This is a genomic window from Xanthomonas cannabis (genome assembly GCF_040616535.1).
GTDB classification, from domain to species: Bacteria; Pseudomonadota; Gammaproteobacteria; order Xanthomonadales; family Xanthomonadaceae; genus Xanthomonas; species Xanthomonas cannabis.
Genome location: NZ_CP136580.1, coordinates 4,492,929 through 4,516,976 on the forward strand (window position 1 = coordinate 4,492,929; position 24,048 = coordinate 4,516,976).

20 protein-coding genes and 1 pseudogene are annotated in these 24,048 nt (G+C 66.8%); 8 read left to right on the plus strand and 13 right to left on the minus strand.

Going from position 1 to position 24,048, the window contains the following annotated elements:
* Positions 1–38 precede the first annotated feature (38 nt).
* The 8 genes from RZV17_RS19075 to xanC form a co-directional block, all read right to left on the minus strand.
* On the minus strand, positions 39–479 hold the full coding sequence (locus RZV17_RS19075; protein WP_184390084.1) for a phosphotransferase: 441 nt from the start codon (positions 477–479) through the stop codon (positions 39–41).
* A complete protein-coding gene (locus RZV17_RS19080; protein ID WP_355605739.1) occupies positions 466–2,832 on the minus strand; it encodes an MMPL family transporter in 2,367 nt (788 codons plus the stop codon). Before RZV17_RS19080 ends, RZV17_RS19075 begins: the two co-directional genes overlap by 14 nt.
* 138 nt (positions 2,833–2,970) lie before the next feature.
* Positions 2,971–3,618, minus strand: coding sequence for a LolA-related protein (locus RZV17_RS19085; protein WP_355605741.1), 648 nt, complete (start codon positions 3,616–3,618; stop codon positions 2,971–2,973).
* Positions 3,542–4,516 (minus strand): acyltransferase, encoded by a 975-nt coding sequence (locus RZV17_RS19090; protein WP_039404851.1) that lies wholly within the window; start codon positions 4,514–4,516, stop codon positions 3,542–3,544. The genes RZV17_RS19085 and RZV17_RS19090 overlap by 77 nt, the downstream gene beginning before the upstream one ends.
* Positions 4,513–4,740 carry a hypothetical protein gene (locus tag RZV17_RS19095; protein WP_228890650.1) on the minus strand — a complete coding sequence of 76 codons (228 nt, stop codon included), beginning with the start codon at positions 4,738–4,740 and terminating at the stop codon, positions 4,513–4,515. The genes RZV17_RS19090 and RZV17_RS19095 overlap by 4 nt, the downstream gene beginning before the upstream one ends.
* A 71-nt stretch (positions 4,741–4,811) precedes the next feature.
* The gene (locus tag RZV17_RS19100; protein WP_184557948.1) at positions 4,812–5,561 is read right to left on the minus strand and encodes a lysophospholipid acyltransferase family protein; all 750 of its coding nucleotides are present in this window, start codon (positions 5,559–5,561) and stop codon (positions 4,812–4,814) included.
* 53 nt (positions 5,562–5,614) lie between these two features.
* On the minus strand, positions 5,615–6,298 hold the full coding sequence (locus tag RZV17_RS19105) for a ketosynthase (RefSeq protein WP_184557976.1): 684 nt from the start codon (positions 6,296–6,298) through the stop codon (positions 5,615–5,617).
* A gap of 37 nt (positions 6,299–6,335) precedes the next feature.
* Positions 6,336–6,605 carry a xanthomonadin biosynthesis acyl carrier protein XanC gene (gene xanC / locus RZV17_RS19110; protein WP_011260626.1) on the minus strand — a complete coding sequence of 90 codons (270 nt, stop codon included), beginning with the start codon at positions 6,603–6,605 and terminating at the stop codon, positions 6,336–6,338.
* Positions 6,606–6,906: 301 nt separating this feature from the next.
* Here xanC and RZV17_RS19115 point away from each other — a divergent pair, with 301 nt between their 5' ends.
* Together RZV17_RS19115 and RZV17_RS19120 are read left to right on the plus strand one after the other, a co-directional pair.
* Positions 6,907–8,241, plus strand: coding sequence for an FAD-dependent oxidoreductase (locus RZV17_RS19115; RefSeq protein WP_355609504.1), 1,335 nt, complete (start codon positions 6,907–6,909; stop codon positions 8,239–8,241).
* On the plus strand, positions 8,238–9,245 hold the full coding sequence (locus RZV17_RS19120) for a pteridine-dependent deoxygenase (RefSeq protein WP_228313489.1): 1,008 nt from the start codon (positions 8,238–8,240) through the stop codon (positions 9,243–9,245). Before RZV17_RS19115 ends, RZV17_RS19120 begins: the two co-directional genes overlap by 4 nt.
* A 95-nt stretch (positions 9,246–9,340) precedes the next feature.
* Here the strand turns inward: RZV17_RS19120 and RZV17_RS19125 are convergent, their stop codons facing one another.
* Positions 9,341–10,684: an AMP-binding protein gene (locus RZV17_RS19125; RefSeq protein WP_039565974.1), complete on the minus strand. Its 1,344-nt coding sequence runs from the start codon at positions 10,682–10,684 to the stop codon at positions 9,341–9,343.
* Positions 10,685–11,488: 804 nt separating this feature from the next.
* On the opposite strand from RZV17_RS19125, the gene RZV17_RS19130 reads away from it, so the two are divergent.
* The 4 genes from RZV17_RS19130 to hemF all read left to right on the plus strand — a co-directional run bounded on the left by RZV17_RS19130 (position 11,489) and on the right by hemF (position 17,252).
* Complete coding sequence (locus RZV17_RS19130; RefSeq protein ID WP_355609507.1) at positions 11,489–13,849, plus strand: prolyl oligopeptidase family serine peptidase; 2,361 nt, start codon at positions 11,489–11,491, stop codon at positions 13,847–13,849.
* Positions 13,850–14,394: 545 nt separating this feature from the next.
* Positions 14,395–15,111 (plus strand): hypothetical protein, encoded by a 717-nt coding sequence (locus RZV17_RS19135; RefSeq protein WP_355609510.1) that lies wholly within the window; start codon positions 14,395–14,397, stop codon positions 15,109–15,111.
* The gene (locus RZV17_RS19140) at positions 15,108–15,674 is read left to right on the plus strand and encodes a hypothetical protein (RefSeq protein WP_355605745.1); all 567 of its coding nucleotides are present in this window, start codon (positions 15,108–15,110) and stop codon (positions 15,672–15,674) included. Before RZV17_RS19135 ends, RZV17_RS19140 begins: the two co-directional genes overlap by 4 nt.
* Positions 15,675–16,352: 678 nt before the next feature.
* Entirely contained in the window at positions 16,353–17,252 is a 900-nt protein-coding gene (gene hemF / locus RZV17_RS19145; protein WP_039404874.1) for an oxygen-dependent coproporphyrinogen oxidase, read from the plus strand.
* Positions 17,253–17,836: 584 nt separating this feature from the next.
* On the opposite strand, the gene polA is transcribed toward hemF, so the two are convergent.
* Positions 17,837–20,617 (minus strand): DNA polymerase I, encoded by a 2,781-nt coding sequence (gene polA, locus RZV17_RS19150; protein WP_355605748.1) that lies wholly within the window; start codon positions 20,615–20,617, stop codon positions 17,837–17,839.
* 77 nt (positions 20,618–20,694) lie between these two features.
* Between polA and RZV17_RS19155 the strand changes: the two genes are divergently transcribed.
* Positions 20,695–20,985, plus strand: coding sequence for a DUF2782 domain-containing protein (locus RZV17_RS19155; RefSeq protein WP_228315076.1), 291 nt, complete (start codon positions 20,695–20,697; stop codon positions 20,983–20,985).
* 146 nt (positions 20,986–21,131) lie between these two features.
* On the opposite strand, the pseudogene RZV17_RS19160 reads toward RZV17_RS19155, so the two are convergent.
* The 3 genes and pseudogenes from RZV17_RS19160 to RZV17_RS19170 all read right to left on the minus strand — a co-directional run.
* Positions 21,132–21,275, minus strand: a pseudogene (locus RZV17_RS19160) (type VI secretion system protein TssA); the annotation flags it as partial.
* A gap of 104 nt (positions 21,276–21,379) precedes the next feature.
* A complete protein-coding gene (locus tag RZV17_RS19165; protein WP_228315075.1) occupies positions 21,380–21,847 on the minus strand; it encodes a nuclear transport factor 2 family protein in 468 nt (155 codons plus the stop codon).
* A complete protein-coding gene (locus tag RZV17_RS19170) occupies positions 21,844–22,743 on the minus strand; it encodes an oxidoreductase (protein WP_355605753.1) in 900 nt (299 codons plus the stop codon). Before RZV17_RS19170 ends, RZV17_RS19165 begins: the two co-directional genes overlap by 4 nt.
* A 234-nt stretch (positions 22,744–22,977) precedes the next feature.
* Here RZV17_RS19170 and RZV17_RS19175 point away from each other — a divergent pair, with 234 nt between their 5' ends.
* The gene (locus RZV17_RS19175) at positions 22,978–23,859 is read left to right on the plus strand and encodes a LysR family transcriptional regulator (RefSeq protein ID WP_355609513.1); all 882 of its coding nucleotides are present in this window, start codon (positions 22,978–22,980) and stop codon (positions 23,857–23,859) included.
* Positions 23,860–24,048: the final 189 nt, after the last annotated feature.

A 24,048-nucleotide genomic window follows, 5' to 3' on the forward strand; every position in this document is an offset into this window, starting at 1 on the left:
GCTTTCGCGGTGATGCTTCATCGCGCGCAAGCGCGCTCCTACAGGGCCTGTGCAGCGCCCAGCATCACCGTGGCACGCCCTTCGGCAAGCAATTGCGCGCCGTGGGTCAGGCGAAAACTGTATTGCTGGCTGTCCTCGCCCTGCATCAGCACCTGTGCTTCGCAGTCGATCGCATCCGGCAGCGTGTCCAGATACGTCACATGCAGATCAACGCCACGCAGGGCCACCAGCATGCCCGGGCGTACCGGCTTGCCGGACTCGCGGCCCAGCAAACCGCCATGCACAGCCATGGCCTGCGCACCGTATTCGCATAGATGCAGCGCGCGCAAGCGCCCGTTGGAACGCAATGGATGCGTGTCGCTGCGATGCGCGTGACTGCGCAGCACGATGCGCTGCGCGTCCCAGTCGACCAGCTCTTCCCACAGGCACATGCTGCCCTGGTGCGGAATCAAGGCGGCAATTGCGTCACGTCCCTGCATGCGGCTCTCCATCGCGTCTGCGCTCCAGTGCCGGCTCACGCGAGACCAGCAGCGCGAGAATGAAATTGAACATTACGCCCAGCGCCACGGTAGTGCCGATCGCGCGCAGTACCGGGATGCTCGATGCAGCCAGCAGTGCGAACACCAGCAGCGTCATCAGGCTGCACACGATCAAGGCATGCAGCGTGCGCAGCTGGTCGGCATGATCGTCACCGGCATGATCGAAGAACAGCGCGTAATCCAGCCCCAGGCCGGCGGCCAGGATCAGCGCGATCAGGTGGAACAGGTTGAGCTCCACACCGGTACCACGCAGGATCGCCAGGATCAGCACCGTGGTCAGCGCCATCGGCAACAGCACGCGCACGATGCGGCGCGGACTGCGCAGTGCAATGGCCACGGTAACCGCCAGCAACAGCGCTGCCAGTACCAGGGCGCCCAGCACGCGGCCACGGTAGGCCGCCACCAGCGATTCGGAGGCGTCCTTCAGATCCAGCAACTGCGCGCCGCTGCCTTGCAAGGCGGTGGCCACGACGGCCGGATCGCGCAGGCCCGTCAGCGACACCAGGGCGGTGCTGCGATCGCCGCGCCCCAGCAACAGCCCGCCCACCGAGGTCGCCAGCGGCGAGCCGGCCAGATCCTTCGCCCGCAACGGCGGCGCACGCTTGGCCGTCTCCAGGTCCTGCAGGAACGGGGCGAAGGCATCGCCGCGGAATGGCGTGGTGGCGACGGCCCGCTCGGTCAATGCGCGCGCCTGCGCGGCATCGGGCAACGCGGCCTGACGCGCATGCTGGGTCTTGGCGCTGGGCAGATAGCGTGCCGCCATGTCGTAACCGACCAGCGCACCATCGCGCACCAGCGCATCCAGGCGCGGGCGCAACTGCTCGCTGGCCTGCAACGCCGCCTCATCGCTGGCTGCCGGCAGCGCCAGCACGTAACGCACATCGGGGGCGCCCAGTTCCTGACGCAACCGGGTGTCCTGGGCCAGGGCCTTGGGCGGCACCGGGGTGAGCTTGGACAGATCGTTCTGCCAGAACTGCCCCGGTGCGAAGGCGATCACCGCGATGCCGATCACCGCGATCGCCGCCAGGCTGAGGCGTGGGCGCGGCAGCCGCGCGATGCCACGCCACAGCAGCGCCAGCATGCGCGAGTCGGCGTAGTCGCGCGGCGCCGGGTCGATCAACCACGGCAGCAACCAGCGTGTGGTGATGGCGGCAGTCGCCAGCCCGGCGATGGTGAATACCGCCAGCTGCCGCAGGCCATCCACGCCGGAAAACAGGAAGGTCACATAGGCAATGCAGGTCGACACCACGCCGGTAGCCAGCGTGGGCCAGAGATGGCGCGCGTTGTCGCGCGGATCCAGGCCGGGCCGCTGATGACTGAACAGGTGGATCGGGTAATCCTGCACCACGCCGATCAGGGTGAACCCGAAGGCCACGGTGATGCCATGCACGCCGTCGAACAGCAGCGCTACGGCACTCAGACCAGCCAGCCCGGCACTGGCCAACGGCAACACGCCCAGCACCGGAATCTTCCAGCTGCGGTAGGCGATCAACAGCAACAGCACCAGGCCCACCGTGTCCAGCGTGCCGATCCACTGCGACTCGCCTTGCGTGCGCGCGGTGATCTCCACTGCAAACGCGCCCGGCCCGGTCAGCGTCAGCCGCGTGCCAGTGCCCTTGCTGACCTTGGCAAACGCCGCCTGCGCCGCGTCGTAGGCCAGTTGCTGGCCGGTGGGATCGAACCCGGCCGCGCGCGTCTGCACCAGCAGCAAGGCCGAGCTGCCGGCCCGGTCGAACCACACCTCGTTACGCGTCTGCGGCGCGGCTGCCGGCTGCAGGGTTTCGGCAAGATGCAGCACTTCCAGCGTGGGGTCGCGCGGCAGCAGCGGCTCCACCAATGCCGCTGCCGGTGAACCCAGATCCTGCACGCGCGCCTGCAACGCCGCCTGCAGGTTCGATGCATCCAACGGTGCCTGGTCGAAGCTGTCGCTGAGCAGATACCGATAGGGCAGCAACCGTTCGGGAATCGCATCCAGGCCGGCAGTGCCGCCATTGGCGACCAACTCGAACAACGCCGGCTGCGCCGCCAATGCCTCGCGTAGCTGCTGCGATTGCGTCGCCAGCGTATCCGGATCGCTATTGGACAACGCCATCAGCAGCAGCCGCGAGCCCGGGCCTTCGCCCAGTTCTTCGATCAGCAGTTTCTGCGCCGGCGTGCGCGGGGCGGGCATGAACTTGCGCAGGTCGCCGGTGACCTTGAGCGTCTCGCTCAACCAGATTCCGGCCACCACCAGCAACGCCAGCCACAGCAACGCCAGGCCGATGCGGCGGTTTGCATTCAACTTAAACGCCATGGTGTGCGTGTCCTGGTGCAGCGGCCGCACGTCCACCGGCCGCGCGCGCGGCATGCAAGGTCAGCGGCAGCACACGCTTGCCGAAGGTGAAGGGTGTGATCTCTCTGCAGACGACCGGCGCAACCCTCGCGCGCGCGGTCACGCGCCCGGACCGTGGCACAGCGTGGTCAGCGCGGCGGCATCGGTGACGTTGGCCGCCTCGCGCGCCGCACCAGCCAGCAGCGTGCGCTGCACGTCGCCCTTGGCCGGCACGCTTTCGATACACCTCAGCTCGTCGTTGCGCCCGTACAGACGCAATTCGCGTACCTGCTTGGCAACGGCGGCGTTCTTGGGCTGCAGCGTCAATGCCCAGGCTTGGGGTCGGCCTTGCCCACTGACGCGATACTGTTGTTCCAGCAGTGCGCGGTCGCCGCCCAGCAACGCGCCGAAGCCGGACTTCAGACCCGCCAGTTCGGGTACGCGGCTGAGCGAAAAACGTCGCGGCGGTTTGCCTTCGCGTTCCAGCACGCCTTCGTCGCCCTGCAACGTGGTGGTTTCGCGGTACGGCGCGCTGACCTCGCGCACCAGCGTCTGCGCATCCGGGCGACGGTAGTGGCCCTGCACGCGCAAGGGCGTCTTCAGCAGGGCCGAGCCACGCAGTTCGACGAATTCGGTGCTGACCGGTGCGCGGCGTGCCAGGCGCTGCAGCACCTGGCCGACGTCCAGCGTCTCAGGCGGTGCGGCGCATAGCGGTGCGGCGCTGAACAGCAGTATCAGCATCCACGGCAGGGTGCGGCACATCGGCATGGTGGGTGTTCCAGAAATCGTAGAAGTTGAACCAGTTGTACGGCGCATAGCGTGTGTAATGTTCCAGCCTGGCGGCGTAATCGCGCATGAGTACCGCCAGCACCGGTGCGCGCTGACGACGCGGCACGTCCAGCCCTTCGCTGAAAGTTTCGAACGCCAGCTCGTAATGATTGCCGCCGCGATACAGGCCGAATGCCAGCACCACCGGCACCTTGAGCGCGGCAGCGATCAACCAGGGCGAGGTCGGGAACATCGCGTTACGGCCCAGGAACATCGCCGGCAACGCGGGGTCGCCTTCGCGCGGGCGATCGATCAGCAGCGCCACCAGCGCACCGGCATCGGTGGCTTCCTTGATCGCCATGACGATCGAGGTCGCATCCATGCCGGCGTCGATGATGTTGGCGGCCAGCTGCGGGTTGAGCGCGCCCAGCAGGTCGGTCATGGCGCGGTTGTGCGCCTTGTCCAGCACGACCTTGACCTGCACGTCGGGGCGCTCGGTGGCCAGCACACGCAGCGCATCGAAGCTGCCCAGGTGCGAACCGAAGATCAGCACGCCGCGGCCGCGATCCATCTGCGTGTGCAGCTGATCCAGCCCGGTGATGTCCACGCGGAAGCGCTGCATCTGCCCGCATAGCATGTACACGCGGTCCAGGATAGTGGAGGCGAAGGTGTGGATATGCCGCGCCACGTCGCGCAGCGTTGCCTTCCGCCCCAGCACCCGCGCCAGATAGGCACGCGAGGCGGCGCGTTCGGGCGCACGCACCAGCAGGAAGTACAGCGTGATCGGATACAGCAGCGCGCGCCCCACCGCACGCCCGGCATGCCGTGCAATGCCGCGGATCAGCCACAACGCAAAGCGCCCACCGCCTTCCGGACGCTGCTTCCAGTGCTTGCTCATGCCGCCGCCTCCGCCACCAGCTCGCCGCTGACCAGCAGTGTCTGCTCACGCTGCACGCGGAAGCGCCAGCGCGGGCCATCGCCTTCCAGCGTGACCGAGGCGGTCTGCCCGGGCAGCAAGGGCTGCACGAACTTCACCTGCGGCAGGCGCGCGGCTGCGCGCGGACCATGCAGCGCTTCCACCGCCTGCAGCACATGGTCGAGCACGACCACGCCGGGTACCACGGGACGACCCGGGAAATGCCCGGGCAGGCAGGGATGATCATGCGGCACGACGAAATCCATAAGCGCAGAACTCAGATCCTGGGTTGAAGCATTGCAGCCACGGCCTTGTGTGCCTGCTCGGTCAAGCGTTGGCGGTCCGGCGCATCCGGCCCGGTCACTGCGATCGGCGCACCGATCCGTACGCGAATGATGCCGGGGCGCACCCTGAACAGACCATCGACCGGCAAGACCTTGCCGCAGCCGTCCAGTGCCACCGGCACCACCTGCACGCCAGCATCGATAGCGGCCTGCAGTAGCCCGGCCTTGAATGGCAATAATGCGCCGCTGCGGCTGCGCGTGCCTTCCGGAAACAGACACAACTGTTTGCCCTCGCGCAGCAGCGCGGCGGCCTGACGGCGCACCAGTGCTCCGGCCCGGCGGCTGTCGCGGTCCAGAAACAGCATGCCGGTGGCGCGCGCATACCAGTTCACGAACGGCACCTTGAGCATTTCTTCCTTGAGCAAGAAGCGCAGCGGCACCGGCAGCGCGTAGAACAGCGCGCAAATGTCGATGATCGACTGGTGGTTGCTCACGAACAGATAGTTCTTGGACCAATCGACCTGCTCGCGCCCTTCCACGATGACGGTGGCGCCCGCGCCGCGGAACAGCACCGGCGCCCACATCCAGGCGCCCATGCGCAGCAGGCGGTCGGCGTCGCGCGTGATCGCCAGCAGCACCAGGGCATAGACGATGCCGCCAGCGGTAAACGTCAGCGTAAAGGCCAGTTGCAACAGGTTGAACACGGCCCACGCCAGGCGCGACGGCATCCTTGCCAACGGCATCTTTGTCTTGTCCCCGAAAATATGCACGTACGTCGCTGCCCCTGGCCACGCACTCAGCGCAGCAGATCGCGCCAGAAGTCCGGCCCGAGCCGCGCCATCTGGCGCAAGAAGTCTGGCAGATTACGATAGGGACGCTGTGGAAACCAGCGGCCGCGCAATAGATATTCCCCAACGAAGAACCCGCCAACCACGCCGTAGGCGAGCAGATTGGCGAACAACGAGGCGCGCGCGTCGCTGATCGGCAGCGGCGAGGCGTAGCCCAGCTGCGCCAGCACGCCGCTGGGCTCGGCGCACAGGCCCAGCACCAGGTTGACCAGGGTCAGCGCGCACAGCAGCAGCGCCCAGGCCAGGGTGAGACGACGCGTGTAGCGGTATTGCTCCGGCGTGATCGGCATGCCGGCCTGGCGATACAGCCCTTCGACAATGCGCGTGATCAAGGGCGTGCGCCCACGGCGCAGGCTGCGGCCGAAGAACCAGGCGACCCAGCCGGTGAACACCACCGGCGGCGCGGCCAGCAGCAACATCGCATACGGCGAGTGCCACAGTGCGCTCAGGCCCAGCAACGTCAGCACCGCCAGCGCCCAGGCCCAGGCCCGGCGCGCCACCAGCGGTTCGATCAACACCATCAGCACCAGCAAACCACCGGCAATGACGGCCAGCTCAGGGCGATGGGTGGCGTTGGCCCAGTGCGCCAGCGGCGAGTACGCCACCGCCAGCAACACGCCCAGCCCGAGCACCCATGCGGGCGCATCGGCGGGTTGTGCAGCTGGCAGATCAGACGGTCTTGTTGGCTTCGACATGCGCCGACAGTGCGCGCAGCGACGCGAAGATGCGACGGTTCTCGTCGTTGTCCGAGCGCAGCTGGAAGCCGTAGCGCTTGCTGATCGCCAGCGCCAGTTCCAGCGCGTCGATCGAATCCAGCCCCAGCCCGGTATTGAACAGCGGCGCCTCCGGATCGATGTCGGCGGGTTGGACGTCTTCCAGGTTCAGGCTTTCGACCAGGAGTTCGGCCAGTTCACGTTCGGCAGCGGTTTGCGAGGACATCCAGAAGTTCCAGGGTGAGGGTCGGGCAAAAGTCGGCGCAGGCAGGCGACGGCGCGCGGCCATCGGCGGGGCGGGCGTCGCATCGCCTCGTCAGTGTACGTGGTCGTACCTGTCGATTCCGAGCGCCCGGCCCGCGTCGCATCCGGCGATCGCGCTGTCCTTGCATGGTCCTGAGTGGGTGCAGCATGGGCCCGCATCAGTGTCCGGGCCGCCGGTCAGGCTATCATGACTGCTTGACGCTCGCCCGCTGCAGGTTCGTTCCAGGATGACTTCCACTGTTGTTCGCCCCACCCCGACCGCCATGCCGGCAGCCGGGCCGGCCCCCGGACCGGAGTGTCCGGATGTCCTGATCGTTGGCGGCGGACCGGCCGGCTGTGCGGCAGCGATCATACTGGCCGAGCTCGGCTGGGCGGTGACCTTGCTCGAAAAGGCGCAGCATCCGCGCTTTCATATCGGCGAATCGCTGCTGCCGATGAACATGCCAATCCTCGAACGGCTGGGCGTGCTGGAACCGGTGCGCCAGATCGGCGTGCTCAAGCGCGGCGCGGATTTCCCCAACGACGCCGGCGGCTACAACACGTTTCGGTTTTCGCACGCGCTCGATGCCAAGGCCGACTTCGCCTTCCAGGTCCCGCGCGCGCAGTTCGACCAGGTCCTGTTCAACCGCGCACGCGCGGTGGGCGTGGATGCGCGTGAGCAGGTCCTCGTCGAACAGGTGAACATGGACGGCGAACAACCGGTGCTGCAGGCACGCAGCGCCGACGGCCAGCGCCTGCAGTTCCGCCCGCGTTACCTGCTCGATGCCAGCGGCCGCGACACCTTCCTGGGCAACCGGCTCAAGCTCAAGCGCGCCAATGCCAAACATCAATCCGCAGCGCTGTTCAGCCATTTCCGCGGCGTCGCCCGGCGGCCGGGCGAGGATGCCGGCAACATCAGCATCTATCGGCACGCACATGGCTGGATGTGGCTGATTCCGCTGCCCGACGACATCATGAGCGTGGGCGCGGTCTGCTATCCGGAGTACATGAAGACCCGTCAGGGCGACAGCGAAGGGTTTCTGATGCGCACGCTGGCGCTCAACCCCGAAGTTGCCGCGCGCATGACCGGTGCGCAGCGGGTGGCGCCGGTGCATGCCACCGGCAACTACGCCTACGAATGCACGCGCATGGCCGGGCCGCGCTGGCTGATGCTGGGCGATGCCTATACCTTCGTCGACCCGATGTTTTCCTCCGGCGTCTTCCTGGCCATGCACAGCGCCGAACGCGGCGCGGCGATGGTGGATGCCGCACTGCGCGCCCCGCAGCAGGAGGCCAAGCTGCAGCGCAGGCTGCAGCGTGAACTGGACCGCGGCATCGACGAATTCAAATGGTTCATCTACCGCTTCACCTCGCCGACGATGCGCGCGCTGTTCGCGCAGCCGCAGAACACCTGGCAGCTGGAACAGGCGGTGGTGGCGATGCTGGCCGGCGACGTGTTCGACAGCCCCAAGGTCCGCTTGCGCCTGCGCGCGTTCCGCGCCATCTATGCGCTCACCACACTGTCGATGATGCCGCGCGCCTGGCACTCGTGGCGCCTGCGTCGGCGCCAGGCCAGGCTCGGTTTCGACGGCGACACCTTGCAACGAGACCCCCAATGACCGCTTCCCCGGCCCAGACCGCGCAGCCGCTGCGCCACCCCCGCCTGCAGGTCGATTATGTCGACCAGACCGAACCGAGTGCATTGCTGGCCGACCCGCAGGTGCTGGCGGTGTTCGGATTCGGCAACGCGGCGCCTGGCCTGGACGACCCGCGCTATCTGCGCGTGCCGCTGCAGCCGTACCGGGCCGACGTGCTGGAAGTGTGGCGGACCGATGCGCCGGTGCGCAGTGGCCGTAACGGCAACATCGCCTGGTCCAGCGATGGGCATCTGCAGTTCGGCGTGATCGAGATCGACGAGCAGGAGGTCGACATCGAAGAGGCCGCCGCCAAGGCATATGCGGAAATGACCGCGTTCGTCAGCGGCAGCGCGACACCGCGCCTGCTGCGCATCTGGAACTACCTGGATGCGATCACGCTTGGCAGTGGCGACCGCGAGCGCTATCGCCAGTTCTGCGTGGGCCGCGCGCGGGGGCTGGGAGCGTTCGACACCGCGCAGTTGCCGGCTGCCACGGCAGTGGGCCGCTGCGATGCCGAGCGCATCATCCAGATCTATTGGCTGGCCGCCGCCGATGCCGGCACCCCGCTGGAAAACCCGCGCCAGGTCAGCGCCTACCACTACCCGCGCCAATACGGCCCGCAGCCGCCGAGCTTCGCGCGCGCCATGCTGCCGCCACCCGGCAGCGACATGCCTCTGCTGCTGTCAGGCACCGCCGCGGTGGTCGGCCATGCCTCGATGCATACCGGCCAATTGCTGGCGCAGCTGGAAGAGACCTTCGCCAATTTCGATGCCCTGCTCGGCGCCGCGCGTCAGCACGCGCCCGCGTTGCCCGCGCAGTTCGGCGCCGGCACCCGCCTGAAGGTCTATGTGCGCGAGCAGGACGATCTGCCCAAGGTCGCCCAGGCCCTGGATGCACGCTTCGGCAACGCGGTCCCGCGCCTGCTGCTGCACGCGGTGATCTGCCGCGACGAGCTGGCAGTGGAGATCGATGGGGTGCACGGGTAGGTAAACCACGCCCGCCGCAGATCCTGTCTGCGGCGCCCGACCGCCAAGGATGCGCGACAGGCAGCGTTTGCCGGCTGCACACGCGCCTGCAACGCTCAGCCGTTGAGCAAGCCCAGCACGGTATCGCGCGGCAGTTTGCCGGTCTCGTTGCGTGGCAGGGCGGCGAGCTTGCGCAGGCGGCGCGGCAGAAACACCGGGTCGACGCTGACGCGCAATGCGGCCAGGATCTGGGCTTCGTCCAGGCTCGGCGCCACCACCAATGCGGCGATGCGGCCCACCGCCTGGCCGGCATCCGGGGCCAGTTGCACGATGGTGCCGTCGACCACGCCGGGGATGGCGAGCAGGCGGCGGGTGAGATCGGCCAGCGAGGCGCGTTTGCCGGCAATCTCCAGCAAGTCGGCCTGGCGCCCGCGCACCTGGAAGGTGCCGTCACCGGCCACGTCCATCATGTCGGCCAGCATCACCGGGGTGGCCAGATGCGGTGCATGCACCAGGGTGCCCGCCGCCTGGGCCTGAAGACGCACGCCGGGGAGCGGTGTCCATGCCGCTTCCAGTGCGGTGCGGCGCACGGCGAACACGCAGGTTTCGGTGGAGCCGAACATCTCGCGGACTTCTCCGCCAAAGCGCGCCTCGGCGGCGGCGGCAATGTCCTGGGTCAGTGGCGCGGTGGCCGACACGATGCCCGCCAGCGGTGGCAGCGCCACGCCCGATTCCACCAATGCACGCAGGTGCACCGGCGTGGTCACCAGCACGCGCGGCGCGGGAATCTCTGAAAGCGCGCGCGCCACATCGTCGGGGAAGAACGGCCGGCCGGCGTGCACCGCCAGCTCGGTCACCATCGGCAGCAGCACCGACAGCTCCATGCCGTACATGTGTTGCGGCGGCACCGTGGCCACCACGTGCGGCACCGCGTCGGTCCCGGCCCACAGGCTTTGCAGGGCAACCAGATCCTGCCGCGTACTGGTCAGGAAGCTGCCCCAGGTCTTGGGATTGGGCTGCGGGCTGCCGGTGCTGCCGGAGGTGAAGCCGATCGCCACCAGGGCGTCGTCGGCCAGCTGCGGCACCGCGCCATCGGCCTGCGGCAGCTCGGCCGGCAGCTGCCAATACCGCGGCGGCGCCAGCTCCAGCGCCAGATCGCCCAGACAGTACGCATCGGCGTGACGGGCCTGCACTTCGCCGACCACGGCCGGCGCGCGCGAGGATGGCAGCAGCGACACCTGCCCACGCAGCGCGCAGGCGTAGAACGCGACCATGAAGCGGTACCGGTCTTCGCACAGGTTTACCGCGTGCTGGCCGTCGGGCAGCTGCTGCGCCAGGCCGTGCACGTGCGCGATGAACGTCGCCAGGTCGACCGACTGCCCCGCGCGCCACGCCAGCGGCCGGTCAGGCGCGCCGACGGCCATCGGGTGAAAAACGGCAGAAGCAGGCAGGCTGGACATGTGCACCGACAATCGCAAAAGCGCGCTAGCTTGGCGGCCACCCGGGCTGCTGGCAAGTCGGGAGGTGTCCGGCAGTGGGACGCGGCCGAACAGCTGCCAGATGCGTGCTGCCGGCAAGGCCCAGGACGACAACCGGGGCCTACCGCTGGGATGCGCGCTGCCTGCAACCAGCGACGCCGCACCTCACGGAAGTGCGGTGCCGGTCGGCGCATCCAAAGGGGCATCTTGACTGACCGCTCACCTGACGGCTGCCGTCTGAAGCACTGACCACGCGCATTGACCCGACCGCCAGCGGCCGTTTTGCATCGGTTACCCGTGCACCGAGCCATCACTGCTGCAACGCGATCAGCGCGAACAGGCATCGCTGCGCGACCACGCGCACGCCGCTTTCTGCCGCTGGACACCAGCGTCGTGCATGGCCGCACCGCTTACGCGCAAACGCGCGTGCAATGTTCGAACGCAACCGCCGCGCCATGCCGGCCGGCCGCAGCGCCAACGCGACACCGCACAAACGCGGTCGAGCGCAGGTCCGCACAGGCAAGCACGCGCGCCCGGCAGACTGAAGCGTCTAGCCCGATCCCGGTACCGCAATCGACAGCACAGAGCGACGTCGTGGCGTCGCATTGCACTGCCCACCATCACCGCGTCGATCATCGCCGTCTGCCGCCGCGCAACAGTCCCGCTCGTCATCCCAGACCGCGGCGTGGCACCGCCCACGCATGACCTGTGGCCCAAGCGTGCCGCAGAGGCAAGCTGCTAGGCTTGCCTGCTCTTCCGTTGCGCCCGTTGTTACCGATGCCCAGACTGTTGCCGTTGACCCTCCTGCTGCTGGCCGCCACCGCACATGCGCAGTCCGCCGCACCGCTCACCATCGAACAGGTCATGGCCGACCCGGACTGGATCGGGCCGTCGGTCGATCAAGCCTGGTGGCAATGGGACGGCAAACAGGTGCAATACCTGCTCAAGCGCGACGGCAGCCCGGTGCGCGACACCTATCGCCAGAGCATCGGCGGCAGCACTGCCGAACGTGTGGCCGACACCGCCCGCGCCGGCCTGGATGCGGCCAACCCCAGTTACGACGCAACCCGTCAGCGCATGCTCTTCGCACGCAATGGCGACATCTTTCTGCGTGACCTGCGCTCGGGCGCATTGACGCAGCTGACCCGCAGCAACGAGCTCGAATCGCGTCCGCAGTTCGCCAGCGATGGCGGCGCGATCTGGCGCGCGGGCAACAACTGGTACCACTGGCGTGCCGACGGCGGCACCGCGCAGGTCGCCGTGGTCAAGGCCGAGCGCGACCCCAACGCCGCGCCCAAGGCCGACGTGCTGCGGGAACAGCAACTGGCCACGCTCGCCACGCTGCGTCGTGACCGCGAGCAGCGCGACGCCTTGCGTACCCAGGAAGATGCCTGGCGCCGTGCAGACGCCACCCGTGCGGCAGCGCCGGTGTACCTGGGCGATGAGGTCGAGATCGTCGACAGCGCCCTGTCGCCGGATGGCCGGCACCTGCTGGTGGTGACGCAGGCCAAAAGCGCCGACGAAGGCCAGGCCGGCAAGATGCCCAAGTACGTGACCGAATCCGGTTACGAGGAATTCCAGGAAGCGCGCACCCGGGTGGGCCGCAACGCCCCGGCCGCGCACACGCTGTGGCTGGTCGACGTGGCAGCAGGCAGCGCACGGCAGCTGTCCTTCGATGCATTGCCCGGCATTGCCACCGACCCGCTCGCCGCACTGCGCAAGGCCGCCAAGCGCGATGCGCTCAAGGGCAACCGCGCCGTGCGGGTGGAAAGCGATGGCGACGGTCGCGGCCCTGCCGTGCACTGGAGCGACGACGGCCGCAACGTGGCGGTGGAAATCCGCGCGGTGGACAACAAGGACCGCTGGATCGCCAGTGTGGACCTGGACAACGCCAGGCTGCAGCCGCGTCACCGCCTGAGCGATGGCGCCTGGATCAACTGGGACTTCAACGATTTCGGATGGCTGCCCGACAACCGCACGCTGTGGCTGCTGTCGGAAGAATCGGGCTATTCGCAGCTGTACACGGTGGAAGGCAACGGCAAACCGCGTCAGCGCACACGCGGCAAGTGGGAAGTGTCGATGCCGGTGCCCAGCGCCGACGGCAACGGCATGTACTTTCTGTGCAACCAGAAATGGCCGGGCGACTACGAGGTGTGCAAGCTCGACCTGCGCAGCGACCAGCTCACCGAAGTCACGGCGTTGAACGGCGTGGAAGGCTTCAGCCTGTCGCCGAACGGGCGGCAGCTACTGGTGCGCTACTCCGGCAGTTACCTGCCCACGCAACTGGCCGTGGTACCGGCCACCGGCGGCCAGGCCACCGTGCTCACCGACACGCGCACGCCCGCATTCAAGGCGCAGCCGTGGATTGCGCCGCAGTACGTGCAGGTGCCGTCCAAGCACGGCGCCGGCACGGTCTGGGGCAAGTACTACGGGCCGAAAAATCCCGAGCCGGGCAAGCAGTATCCGATCGTGATGTTCGTGCATGGCGCCGGCTATCTGCAGAACGTGTCCGAGCGCTACACGCCGTATTTCCGCGAGCAGATGTTCCACAACCTGCTGGTGCAGCAGGGTTACATCGTGCTGGACCTGGACTACCGTGCCTCCGAAGGCTACGGCCGCGACTGGCGCACCGCGATCTATCGCAACATGGGCCACCCGGAGCTGGAAGACTACCTGGACGGCCTGGACTGGCTGGTGGCTACCAAACAGGGCGATCGCGCACGCGCCGGCATCTATGGCGGTTCGTACGGCGGCTTCATGACCTATATGGCGTTGTTCCGCAGCCCGGGCACGTTCAAGGCCGGTGCGGCACTGCGGCCGGTGGGCGACTGGATGCAGTACAACCACGAGTACACCTCCAACATCCTCAACACGCCCGAGCTCGACCCGGAGGCGTACAAGACCTCCTCGCCGATCAACTACGCCGACGGCCTGCGCGACCATCTGCTGATCGCCCACGGCATGATCGACGACAACGTGTTCTTCAAGGACTCGGTGGACATGACGCAAAAGCTGATCGAACTGCACAAGGACAACTGGCAGGTGGCGCCGTACCCGCTGGAACGTCACGGATTCACCCGCGCCGATGCATGGCTGGACGAGTACAAGCGCATCCTCAAGCTGTTCAACGAGCAGGTGAAGCCGTAAACGGCTGACAACTGCGCGTGCTGTCTTGAAATGGATATTGACCGCGCGCGTAGAACCTCGTTTGCGTGTGTTGGGGGCAGAAGGTGACTCCATCTTCTGCCTTGACCGCCAGCGCTTATGCGGCCCCTGACGGCAGCTGGCAGCACCAGCCCCGACGTCGAGACCTGGGTATGGCGGGTTTGCATAAAGTCGGCAGTGCCACGCCGATGCCTCTCTACGCACTTAGGCTTGTCGCTCCGAAGCGCTCTCAGTGCTCCGGGCGCGGGGCAGCGACGAACCGCCTTAGCCACGTGTGCAAACTTTTCCCCGTCTCACTATCGGCCGCCGCGGCTGCACACTCCCGGCCGCAATGTGCACGCAACCCCACGTGCGCGGCTCGGTTGCTTCGCACTCACCTGTCGCTACACAAGTGGCTCTAAGCTTGGCGCAGGATAGGTAACGCGCTGGCGCATCGCGTGCGCCGCGTTACTGGTCCGCCGAATGACCGGTGCGCCGCCGGCATGGCGGCGCTTCCACTCACCATTGGCGCAGGGAAGGTAGACACGATGGGCCTGTGGGACCGTTTGTTTGGACGCAAGACCGCTGCGGCAAAGACGCCGCGCATAGAACCAGCCGCAGTGCCCGTCGCTGCCGAACACGCATCGGAGGCGGCGGCCGAGATCGACCCCGCATTGCAGCCGGCATTGACTGCGTTTCAGCACGGCGACCACGTCGGCGCCTACAACGCTGCGCAGGCGCAGCTGCACCTGGGTGCGGACGCGCAGCGCCTGTGCGCCCTGTCGTTGAGCGCGCTGGACCGCTATCGCGAGGCCTACCCGCACTGGCTGGCGCTGTACGAGCTGGAGCCCACCGCACACAACGCGCTGCAGCTGGCGACCACCTCGGTGATGTGCAACGAGATCGAACGCGGCGAGCAATGGCTGCTGACCTTCGACGATCTCAACGCGCAGGAGCGATCGACCTCGCCGGCCACCGCGCGCACCAGCTTCCTGACCGCACTGACCCGCGCCGGCCACGGTGCACATGCCTTGCCGCACCTGGAGTGGCTGCGCGAAGCCTATGCCGGCATGTCGATCACCGACAGTCATTTCCTGTATGTGCGTGGCCTGCCGTTCCTGGAGGCCTTTCTCGAGCGCAGCACCCCGCTGCTGCGCCAGTGCCTGCCGGCCGATGCCCTGCCCGGCTGGTACGCACAGCTGCAGCCTGCGCTGGACCCGCCGGGGCAGGCCGCGGTCGCCGCGCATATCGCCTCCCTGCAATGAACGCGGCACGGCGCGTAGCACCGCAGCCGAACGGCGGATTCGTCTCGCCGCTGGCATCGGTGTCGTTGTTGCTGGGCGTGGTGAGTGCGCTGGCCAACCTGTTGCAGATCGTGCTGATCGCGCTGACGCCGGATGCAGCATCGCTGGGATTGCCCGAAGGCATCACCCTGCCGCGCTCCTGGCAATGGCTGATCGACCATGCGCTGTCGCTCTCTGTTGCCGGCATGGTGCTGTCGGCCGCCTTCGCGTGGTTGAGCTGGGCGCTGCTGCAGCGGCGCGAATGGGCAAGAATCGGTTTCGTGGTGGTGCTCGTGGTGACCGGCCTGCTCAATTTCGGCGGGCTGGCGTTGATCGGGCCGTTGTTCAACGGCGTGCAGGCGTTACTTCCCGCCGATGTACTGCAGAGCCCGGAATGGCCACAGATGCAGGCACGTCTACAGGCAACCCGGCAGATGGCGTTCATCCTCACCGGCCTGGGCGTCGTGGCAATCGGCTGCGTACACGCAGCATTGGCATGGCGGCTGTGCACGCCAGCCGTGCGCGCGGAGTTTGCCCAGGCGTAGTGGCTGCAGCAGCGCGTCAGTCACCAGCCGCGAAGTTCCTTGCCGGCCATGGTCAGGGCATGACGTCTTCGTCATCCAGCGTCTCGCGCTGGGGCGCAGACCGGGCCCTGCAGCAAAGGCGCAGATCATCCGCTCTCCGCCTGATCTGCCAGTATTGAGCCATCAGGTAGCGACGACTGCATCGCGCGTATCGCGAGCGCTTGGCAATCTTCAAGTCCGGTCGAGGGCGCGGTGCCCTCACCGCTCGCGGGACACGCCGTCAACCCGTCCATGGGGGACCGTTGGCGGCATCCATGCCGCCAACGGTCCCGCAATCGGCGAGGACACCGCACCAGACAGTTGGCTGGTGGTTTTGTTGAAGAGCAAAGACACCGCGTCGCCAGCTTGCTATTCGCTGGTTGAGATCCATGCACACCGACCATCTCCACTGGTCCTTGCCCGCCCACCGTCGCGGGACCCTTGGCGGCATGGATGCCGCCACGGAGCTACATGGACGTACTTGCAGCGTGTCCCGCGATGGTGGGCGGGCAAGGGCCTTGCAGCCAACCTGCAGATCAGTTGCTCTTCCCTCTTCCCTCTTCCATCTTCCGCCAGGCATCCGCTCTCCACATCGCCCTGCGACAAACTGGCGCGTTCGGGTGGGCGCACTGGCCGCGATGCACCGCTTAGAATTGCGCCATGAACGAATTCGACCGTGTACGCGATTATCTGACCGACCTGCAGGACCGTATCTGCGCTGCTGTGGAAGCAGCCGATGGGCGAGCGCGGTTCTCCGAAGATCTCTGGCAACGCGAGGAAGGCGGCGGCGGGCGTACCCGCATCCTGCGCGATGGCGCGGTGTTCGAGCAGGCCGGCATCGGCTTTTCCGACGTTTCGGGTACCCGCCTGCCGCCCTCGGCCAGTGCGCACCGCCCCGAACTGGCCGGCGCCACCTGGCGCGCCTGCGGCGTGTCGCTGGTGTTTCATCCGCACAACCCGCATGTGCCCACCACGCATGCCAACGTCCGCTATTTCCGCGCCGAACGCGATGGTGAGGTGGTCGCCGCCTGGTTTGGCGGCGGCTTCGACCTGACCCCGTTCTACCCGGTGGACGAAGACGTGCAGCACTGGCACCGCGTCGCCCAGGCGCTGTGCGCCCCCTTCGGCGAGGAACGCTATGCCGCGCACAAGCGCTGGTGCGACGAGTACTTCTTCCTGCGCCACCGCAACGAGACACGCGGCGTCGGCGGGCTGTTCTTCGACGACCTGGGTCAGGACTTCGAGCGCGACTTTGCGTACCAGCAAGCGGTCGGCAACGGCTTCCTGGATGCCTACATGCCGATCGTGCAGCGCCGCAAGGATGAGCCGTTCGGCGAGCGCGAGCGCGAATTCCAGCTGTACCGCCGCGGCCGCTACGTGGAATTCAACCTGGTCTACGATCGCGGCACCCTGTTCGGGCTGCAGAGTGGCGGGCGTGCCGAAAGCATCCTGATGAGTCTGCCGCCCCGGGTACGCTGGGAGTATGGCTACACCGCAGAGCCCGGCAGTGCCGAGGCACGGCTGCTGGATTATCTGGTCCCGCGCGACTGGCTGGGCTGATGGCCGCCGTGTGAGCGGCCAGTTGATCTGCTTCGGGGGATTTAACAGAAGCGCTGACGTCCTGATCAACGGGGGAGAGACGGCAGCGCCTTATCGCCATCCCCAATCAAGCGCCACTCAGTCGCGTATTCAGAATCCTCAATTCATGCAAACCTGAATTGGGAGAATGAAACACTGTGTTGATTAATCGAGTTAATCGCGCCTATTTATATTTGTAATTGCTCGCATCTCGACACCGAACTCTATTCGTGTGATGCGATGCGCCATGCGCTAGAGAGCTGTTGAGCACAGGACATAAAAAAGCCCCGCAGACCAGGGGGAGGTCGGCGGGGCCAGGGAACGGAAACTTGGGGAGGAGTTTCCGCTCCGAGATCTGCTCCAGGGGATGGGAGAGATCTGCCGACAGGCGTTGCGCCCGTCGAGGGATATAACACCATTTTCTACATTGATGGATCGTGAAGATAACTGTTAAAAAAATGTAGAATTTAGCGGTTATTCATTCCCTCAAACTTGCTGAATTCGCATTATGTTTGAGCGGCTTATGTCTGGTCTGTGCGTTCAGCATATCAGCGTCTCATGGCGCGTCAGTGCGCCTCGTCCCAGTTATCGCCAACACCCGAATCCACCACCAGCGGCACGCGTAACTCGGCCGCTGCGGCCATGCGCGTGGTGACTTCGCGCAGCAGCGTGTCCACGAAATCGGCATCTGCCTCGAACACCAGTTCGTCGTGCACCTGCAGGATCATCAGCGCGCGCTGCGCGTGGTCGGCGATCCAGCCGTCCACGCTGACCATGGCGCGCTTGATGATGTCTGCGGCGGTGCCCTGCATCGGCGCGTTGATGGCGGCGCGCTCGGCGCCGGCGCGCTGGCCCTGGCTGCCGGCGTTGATGAAGTCCAAATACAGCCGGCGGCCGAACACGGTTTCCACGTAGCCCTTGTCACGGGCCTGCTGGCGGGTGGTTTCCATGAAGTCGCGCACGCCCGGGTAGCGGCTGAAGTACAGCGCGATGTAGTCCTGCGCCTCGCCGCGGCCGATGCCGAGCTGGCGGGCCAGGCCGAACGCGCTCATGCCGTACATCAGGCCGAAGTTGATCGCCTTGGCGGCGCGGCGCTCATCCCCGCTGACGGTGTCGATGGTGCGGCCGAACACCTCGGCGGCGGTGGCGCGGTGCACGTCGGCACTGGACTCGAACGCGCCCACCAGGCCGGGGTCGCCGGACAGGTGCGCCATGATGCGCAGTTCGATCTGCGAGTAGTCGCAGGCGATCAGCTTGCGCCCGGCCGGCGCGACGAAGGCACGGCGGATGCGGCGGCCGTCCTCGGTGCGGATCGGGATGTTCTGCAGGTTGGGGTCGGACGAGGACAGCCGCCCGGTAGCGGCGCCGGCCTGGTGATAGCTGGTGTGCACGCGCCCGGACTGCGGGTGGATCATCTCCGGCAGCTTGTCGGTGTAGGTGCTGCGCAGCTTGGTCAGGCCGCGGTATTCCAGGATCACCCGCGGCAGTTCGTGCTGGTCGGCGATGGCTTCCAGCGCTTCTTCATTCGTCGAGGGCTGGCCCTTGGGCGTCTTGACCACCGCGGGAAGCTTGAGCTCGTCGAACAGCAGCGCCTGCAGCTGCTTGGGCGAATCCAGATTGAAGGTGCGCCCGGCCAGTTCGGTGGCTTTCTGCTGGGCGGCGAGCATGCGCTTGGACAGGTCCGCGCTCTGGCGACGCAGCTCGGCCGCGTCCACGCACACGCCGTTGGCTTCGATCCGTGCCAGCACGCCTACCAGCGGCATCTCGATCTCGCGATAGACGCGCTCGAGGCTGGGCTCGGCGGCCAGGCGCTTGCCCAGCACCTGGTGCAGGCGCAGGGTGATGTCAGCGTCTTCGGCGGCGTAGCGGGTGGCATCTTCCAGGCTGACATGGGCGAAGGGAATCTGCTTGGCGCCCTTGCCGCAGACGTCTTCGTACTTGACGGTGTCGTAGCCCAGGTAGCGCTTGGCCAGGCTGTCCATGTCGTGGCGGGCGCTGCCGGAATTGAGCACGAAGCTTTCCAGCAGGGTGTCGTCGGCATAGCCGGCCAGGTCGACGCCATGGCGGCGCATCACGTGCAGGTCGTACTTGCCGTGCTGGCCGAGCTTGCGCACGGCAGGGTCGGTCAGCAGCGGTGCCAGCTGGGCCAGCGCCTGGGCGCGGTCGAGCTGGGCCGGGGCGCCGGGGAAGTTGTGGCCGAACGGCAGATAGGCCGCCTGGCCGGGCTCGGCGGCCACACTCAGCCCGATCAGGTCGGCCTGCAGCGGGTCCAGGCTGTCGGTTTCGGTGTCGAAGGCAAACTGCCCGGCCGTGCGCAGGCGCGCGACCCAGCTGTCGAGCTGTTCCTGGGTGAGGATGGTCTCGTACTGGCCGGGGGCGGACAGCGCCGGGTCCAGGTCCACCGGCGCACTGGCCGGGCCGGACACGAACCCGGTGCCGCGGGCGCGGCCGGGCTCGGTGCGGGCCACCGCCATCGCTTCGGTCTGCGCCCCGGCTGCGGCCGCGCCGCCCAGTTCGCGTAAGGCCTGGCTGAAACCGTAGCGGGCGTACAGCACGGCCAAGGCTTCGGCATTGGGCTCACGCAGGTCCAGCGCACGCGGGCCGCTGGCCAGCACCACATCGGTCTTGATGGTGACCAGCGCACGGTTGAGCGGTAGCCGCGGCAGTGCGGCGCGCAGGTTGTCGCCGATCTTGCCCTTGATCTTGTCGGCGTTGGCGATGACGCCATCGAGCGAGTCGTATTCGGCCAGCCATTTGGCGGCGGTCTTGGGGCCGCACTTGTCCACGCCCGGCACGTTGTCGATGGCATCGCCCATCAGCGCGAGCAGATCGACGATCTGGTCGGGCCGCACGCCGAACTTGGCGATCACCGCCTCGTCCGAATCCATGCGGCTGCCGCTCATGGTGTTGACCAGTTCGATGCCCGGGCGCACCAGCTGGGCAAAGTCCTTGTCGCCGGTGGAGATGGTGACGCTCAAGCCATCGGCCGCGCCCTGCAGCGCCAGCGTACCGATTACATCGTCCGCTTCCACCCCGTCGATGCGCAGGATGTCGATGCCCAGCGCATGCACGATGTCGCACATCGGCTGCACCTGCGCGCGTAGGTCGTCGGGCATCGACGGGCGGTTGGCCTTGTAGTCGGCATACAAGTCATCACGAAATGTCTTGCCGGGCGCATCCACCACGAACGCGACGTAGGCCGGGCGCTCCTTCAAGGTGGCGCGCAGCATGTTGACCACGCCGAACAAGGCACCAGTGGGCTCGCCCTGGGCATTGGTCAGCGGCGGAAGCGCGTGGAACGCGCGGTACAGGTAACTGGACCCGTCGATCAGGACTAATCTGCTCATGGCCCAATTCTACGCTGCACGCCCACGCCACACCGTGCCAGCGCATACTGGCCGGCGACCTAGAACGGATGACAACGATGAAGAGAGCACGTCTTTTGCTGCTGCCGTTGCTGCTGCTTGGCGGCTGCGCCACCACCTCCGGCCGCGCCGGCGATGACAGGATCCCGGCCGGTGCCGATGTCACCAGCAAGACCATGGGCAATGGCGACAAGGTGGACGAATACCGCGTCAACGGCCAGCTGGAAATGGTGCGCGTGACCCCGGCGCGCGGCGCGCCCTATTTTCTGTACGACCGCGACCACGACGGGCATACCGACGCGGAGAAGGACAAGGTCAACAAGGTGTACTGGCAGCTGTATAGCTGGTGATTCGGGATTCGGGATTCGGGATTCGTAGAGCGTAAGCACGGCGGCTTTACCGGCCGCTGGTGGTCCGGTTCCGGTAAACCGCAGCACCTCAGTGGCGGCTAACGCTGATGCGGGTCTGCGGTATCTGACGCCGCTGGGCGCAAGCCTCAGCCGTTGTCCTGCGGGCCGGTGACGCGTTGCAGGTCGTCGATGCCGGCCGGGGCCAGTTCCTTCTTCATCAAGGCCAGGAAGTCGCAGCCCACCAGGCGCAGCAGCATCGGTACCGGGCTGGAAGGCTCGCAGCGCGCGTAGTCGCGTGTGCGCCGGATACGTATCGGTGTACACCCTGCCGAGCACGTGGGTAGCACCGCACAAGCCGTCCGCGCCTGCGCTTTGCCGGATCAGGCGCCAGCGGTCAGGGAAGCTGTGGCGTGCCGAAGGACTGGCCGCCGAACGGCTCGGTATTCAACCACATATAGGTGTAGGAACGGCTGGAAAAGCGCCAGCCGCTTGCGGTCCTTATGAAAGTGTCCGAATACATCGCCACATTGTCGTAGTAGTGATCTGCCGGACCGGTGGCCAGCTCCCGAACCGGCCAACGCGCCGCCGCACGATCGCCCTCGATCACGATCACCCCGGTCGGTACCAGCTGGGTGAAGAAGTTGCGCTCATCGCGTAGTTGATGGAGCAATGCCGCAATGGCTTCGATGCCTTCGCGCCTGACATTGAATGGCGCCCCGATCTCCCAGATGCCATCGTCCGTCCACAAGGCCTTGAAGCCATCGTGGTCGGCGCGGATGCAGGTGTCGGCAAAGCGAGCCACCAACGCGCGGATGGCGCTCTCGTCTTCCAGCCGTTGCAGTCGTTGTTCGAGGGTGTTCATGCGTGTGCCTCGTGTGCGGGACGGGAGTGGGCGGCGATGCCGTCCAGGGTTGCAAGCTGGTCTGCGGACAGCACCAGGTCGCAGGCGGCGAAATTCTCGGCCAGATGCGCTGGCGAGGATGTGCCGGCGATCACCAGCAGGTTGGGCGAGCGCTGCAGCAACCACGCCAGCGCCACCTGCCGTGGCGTAGCACCCACCGCGCTGGCGACGCCGGAGAGTAGGTCCGACTGCAACGGCGAAAAGCCGCCGAGCGGGAAGAACGGCACATAGGCGATGCCTTGCTGCGCGAGCGCGTCGATGAAGGCGTCGTCGTCGCGCTTGACCAGGTTGTAGTGGTTTTGCACGCACACGATCCTGGCCAGCGACTGCGCCTGCTCCAGCTGTCGCGCCGTGACATTGCTCAAGCCGATATGGCGCACCAGGCCTTCGCGCTGCAACTCGGCCAAGCAGGCCACCGGCTCGGCGATCGCGCTGTCGTCGGTGTCGGCCAGAGCGCCCAGCCGCAGGTTGACCACATCCAGCGTCTCCAGGCCCAGGCTCGTCAGGTTGGCGTGCACCTGCCGCCGCAGGCTGTCCGGCGACAGATCGATATGCCAGGAACTGTCGCTGCCGCGGCCGATGCCGATCTTGGTGACGATCACCACATCATCGCGGTAGGGATGCAGCGCTTCGCGAATGAGCGCATTGGAGACGTGCGGGCCGTAGAACTCGGCGGTGTCGATATGGTTGGCGCCCAGTGCGACGGCCTGGCGCAGGACCGCCAGCGCGGAGGCCTTGTCGCGCGGCGGTCCCCACACGTGGGAGCCGGGCAATTGCATGGTGCCGTAGCCCATGCGCCTGAGCTGCAGGGGGGTGCCGGGCAGGGTGAAGGTGCCACCGAGTTGAGTGTTGGTCATGAGATGTCCTTGGATGGGTGAGCGGTACGGCTTCTGCGATTGGGTGGGAGCGGCCGTTGCGGGCACGGCGCACGCTCGCCGGGGATGAGCTGTGTGGGGGTGGCGCCTGCAGCAGGGAAACGCTTCACTTCGTTAGTGCCGCTGCAATTTACGTCCGCGACCTCTGTGCAACAATCAGGTATAAATTGAACGGGCCGTACGGATTTTCGAACGATGAGCAATCGCCTGGGCGACATGGAGGCGTTCGTGCGGGTGGCGCGCGCCGGCGGGTTTCGGGAAGCGGCCAAGAGCGCGGGCCAGAGCGCGTCCAACTTCAGCGATGCGATCAAGCGCATGGAGGCCTGGCTGGGCGTGCGGCTGTTCAATCGCACCACGCGCAGCGTGGTGCTGACCGATGCGGGGAAGGCGCTGTTGGCCCGCGTCGAGCCAGCATTGATCGAGTTGGAGGGCGCCAAGGAGGTGGTCAGCGCGTTTCGCGACAGGCCGGCCGGTACGCTGCGCCTCAATGTGCCGGTCAGTGCGGCGCGGCTGGTGTTGCCGCGCATCTTGCCGCCGTTTCTCGCAGCCTACCCGGACATCACCGTGGAGGTGCTGACCGAAGAGAGCTTCGTCGACGTGATCGCTGCCGGGTGCGATGCGGGAATCCGCTACGGTGAGCGGCTGCAGCAGGACATGGTGGCGATTCCGATCGGCCCGCGTGTGCAACAGAGCGCAACCGCGGCATCTCCCGGCTACCTCGATCGGCGTGGCCGCCCCACCCACCCACGCGAACTGATCGACCACGACTGCATCCGTGGTCGTTTTCCCAGCGGCGTGATTGCCGAGTGGGAGTTCGAGCGCAAGGGAGAGATCGTCACCATCCTTCCGCGTGGGCAGCTCCTGGTGGAGATCGGCGGAGGCCTCGACCTTGCGATCCAGTCGGCGATCGCCGGAAACGGGGTCATTCACCTGTTCGAGCAATGGCTTGCGCCGCACCTGGCATCCGGCGCGCTCGAACCGGTGCTGCGCCCCTGGTGGCAACCGTTTCCCGGCCCCTATCTGTATTACCCCAACCGCAATCTCACCCCGCCCGCGCTGCGCGCGTTCATTGAATTCGTCAAACAGTTGCCTGACTGAGCCTTGCGCCTTTGTAGCGGGGCTTGCCACGACGATGCCCGACACCACGTGCTCTCACCCTCCATTGCAACGCTGCGAGTGGGACAGTCTTGCGACAGGATCCGGTTGCTCGCCCAAGCGCTGCAGACACCCCTTCGTCGCCATCTGCGACAAGCACAACTGGCATGCACAATCCCCACAGAAACCGGC

Excerpts from the sequence above, each read along its gene's own strand:
- RZV17_RS19135 (WP_355609510.1), top strand. The coding sequence starts at position 14,395 with ATGGGCCTGTGGGACCGTTTGTTTGGACGCAAGACCGCTGCGGCAAAG.
- RZV17_RS19165 (WP_228315075.1), bottom strand. The coding sequence starts at position 21,847 with ATGAACACCCTCGAACAACGACTGCAACGGCTGGAAGACGAGAGCGCC.
- RZV17_RS19085 (WP_355605741.1), bottom strand. The coding sequence starts at position 3,618 with ATGCCGATGTGCCGCACCCTGCCGTGGATGCTGATACTGCTGTTCAGC.
- RZV17_RS19155 (WP_228315076.1), top strand. The coding sequence starts at position 20,695 with ATGAAGAGAGCACGTCTTTTGCTGCTGCCGTTGCTGCTGCTTGGCGGC.
- RZV17_RS19090 (WP_039404851.1), bottom strand. The coding sequence starts at position 4,516 with ATGAGCAAGCACTGGAAGCAGCGTCCGGAAGGCGGTGGGCGCTTTGCG.
- RZV17_RS19125 (WP_039565974.1), bottom strand. The coding sequence starts at position 10,684 with ATGTCCAGCCTGCCTGCTTCTGCCGTTTTTCACCCGATGGCCGTCGGC.
- polA (WP_355605748.1), bottom strand. The coding sequence starts at position 20,617 with ATGAGCAGATTAGTCCTGATCGACGGGTCCAGTTACCTGTACCGCGCG.
- RZV17_RS19175 (WP_355609513.1), top strand. The coding sequence starts at position 22,978 with ATGGAGGCGTTCGTGCGGGTGGCGCGCGCCGGCGGGTTTCGGGAAGCG.
- RZV17_RS19120 (WP_228313489.1), top strand. The coding sequence starts at position 8,238 with ATGACCGCTTCCCCGGCCCAGACCGCGCAGCCGCTGCGCCACCCCCGC.
- RZV17_RS19140 (WP_355605745.1), top strand. The coding sequence starts at position 15,108 with ATGAACGCGGCACGGCGCGTAGCACCGCAGCCGAACGGCGGATTCGTC.
- xanC (WP_011260626.1), bottom strand. The coding sequence starts at position 6,605 with ATGTCCTCGCAAACCGCTGCCGAACGTGAACTGGCCGAACTCCTGGTC.
- RZV17_RS19115 (WP_355609504.1), top strand. The coding sequence starts at position 6,907 with ATGCCGGCAGCCGGGCCGGCCCCCGGACCGGAGTGTCCGGATGTCCTG.
- RZV17_RS19080 (WP_355605739.1), bottom strand. The coding sequence starts at position 2,832 with ATGGCGTTTAAGTTGAATGCAAACCGCCGCATCGGCCTGGCGTTGCTG.
- RZV17_RS19170 (WP_355605753.1), bottom strand. The coding sequence starts at position 22,743 with ATGACCAACACTCAACTCGGTGGCACCTTCACCCTGCCCGGCACCCCC.
- RZV17_RS19100 (WP_184557948.1), bottom strand. The coding sequence starts at position 5,561 with ATGCCGTTGGCAAGGATGCCGTCGCGCCTGGCGTGGGCCGTGTTCAAC.
- RZV17_RS19075 (WP_184390084.1), bottom strand. The coding sequence starts at position 479 with ATGCAGGGACGTGACGCAATTGCCGCCTTGATTCCGCACCAGGGCAGC.
- hemF (WP_039404874.1), top strand. The coding sequence starts at position 16,353 with ATGAACGAATTCGACCGTGTACGCGATTATCTGACCGACCTGCAGGAC.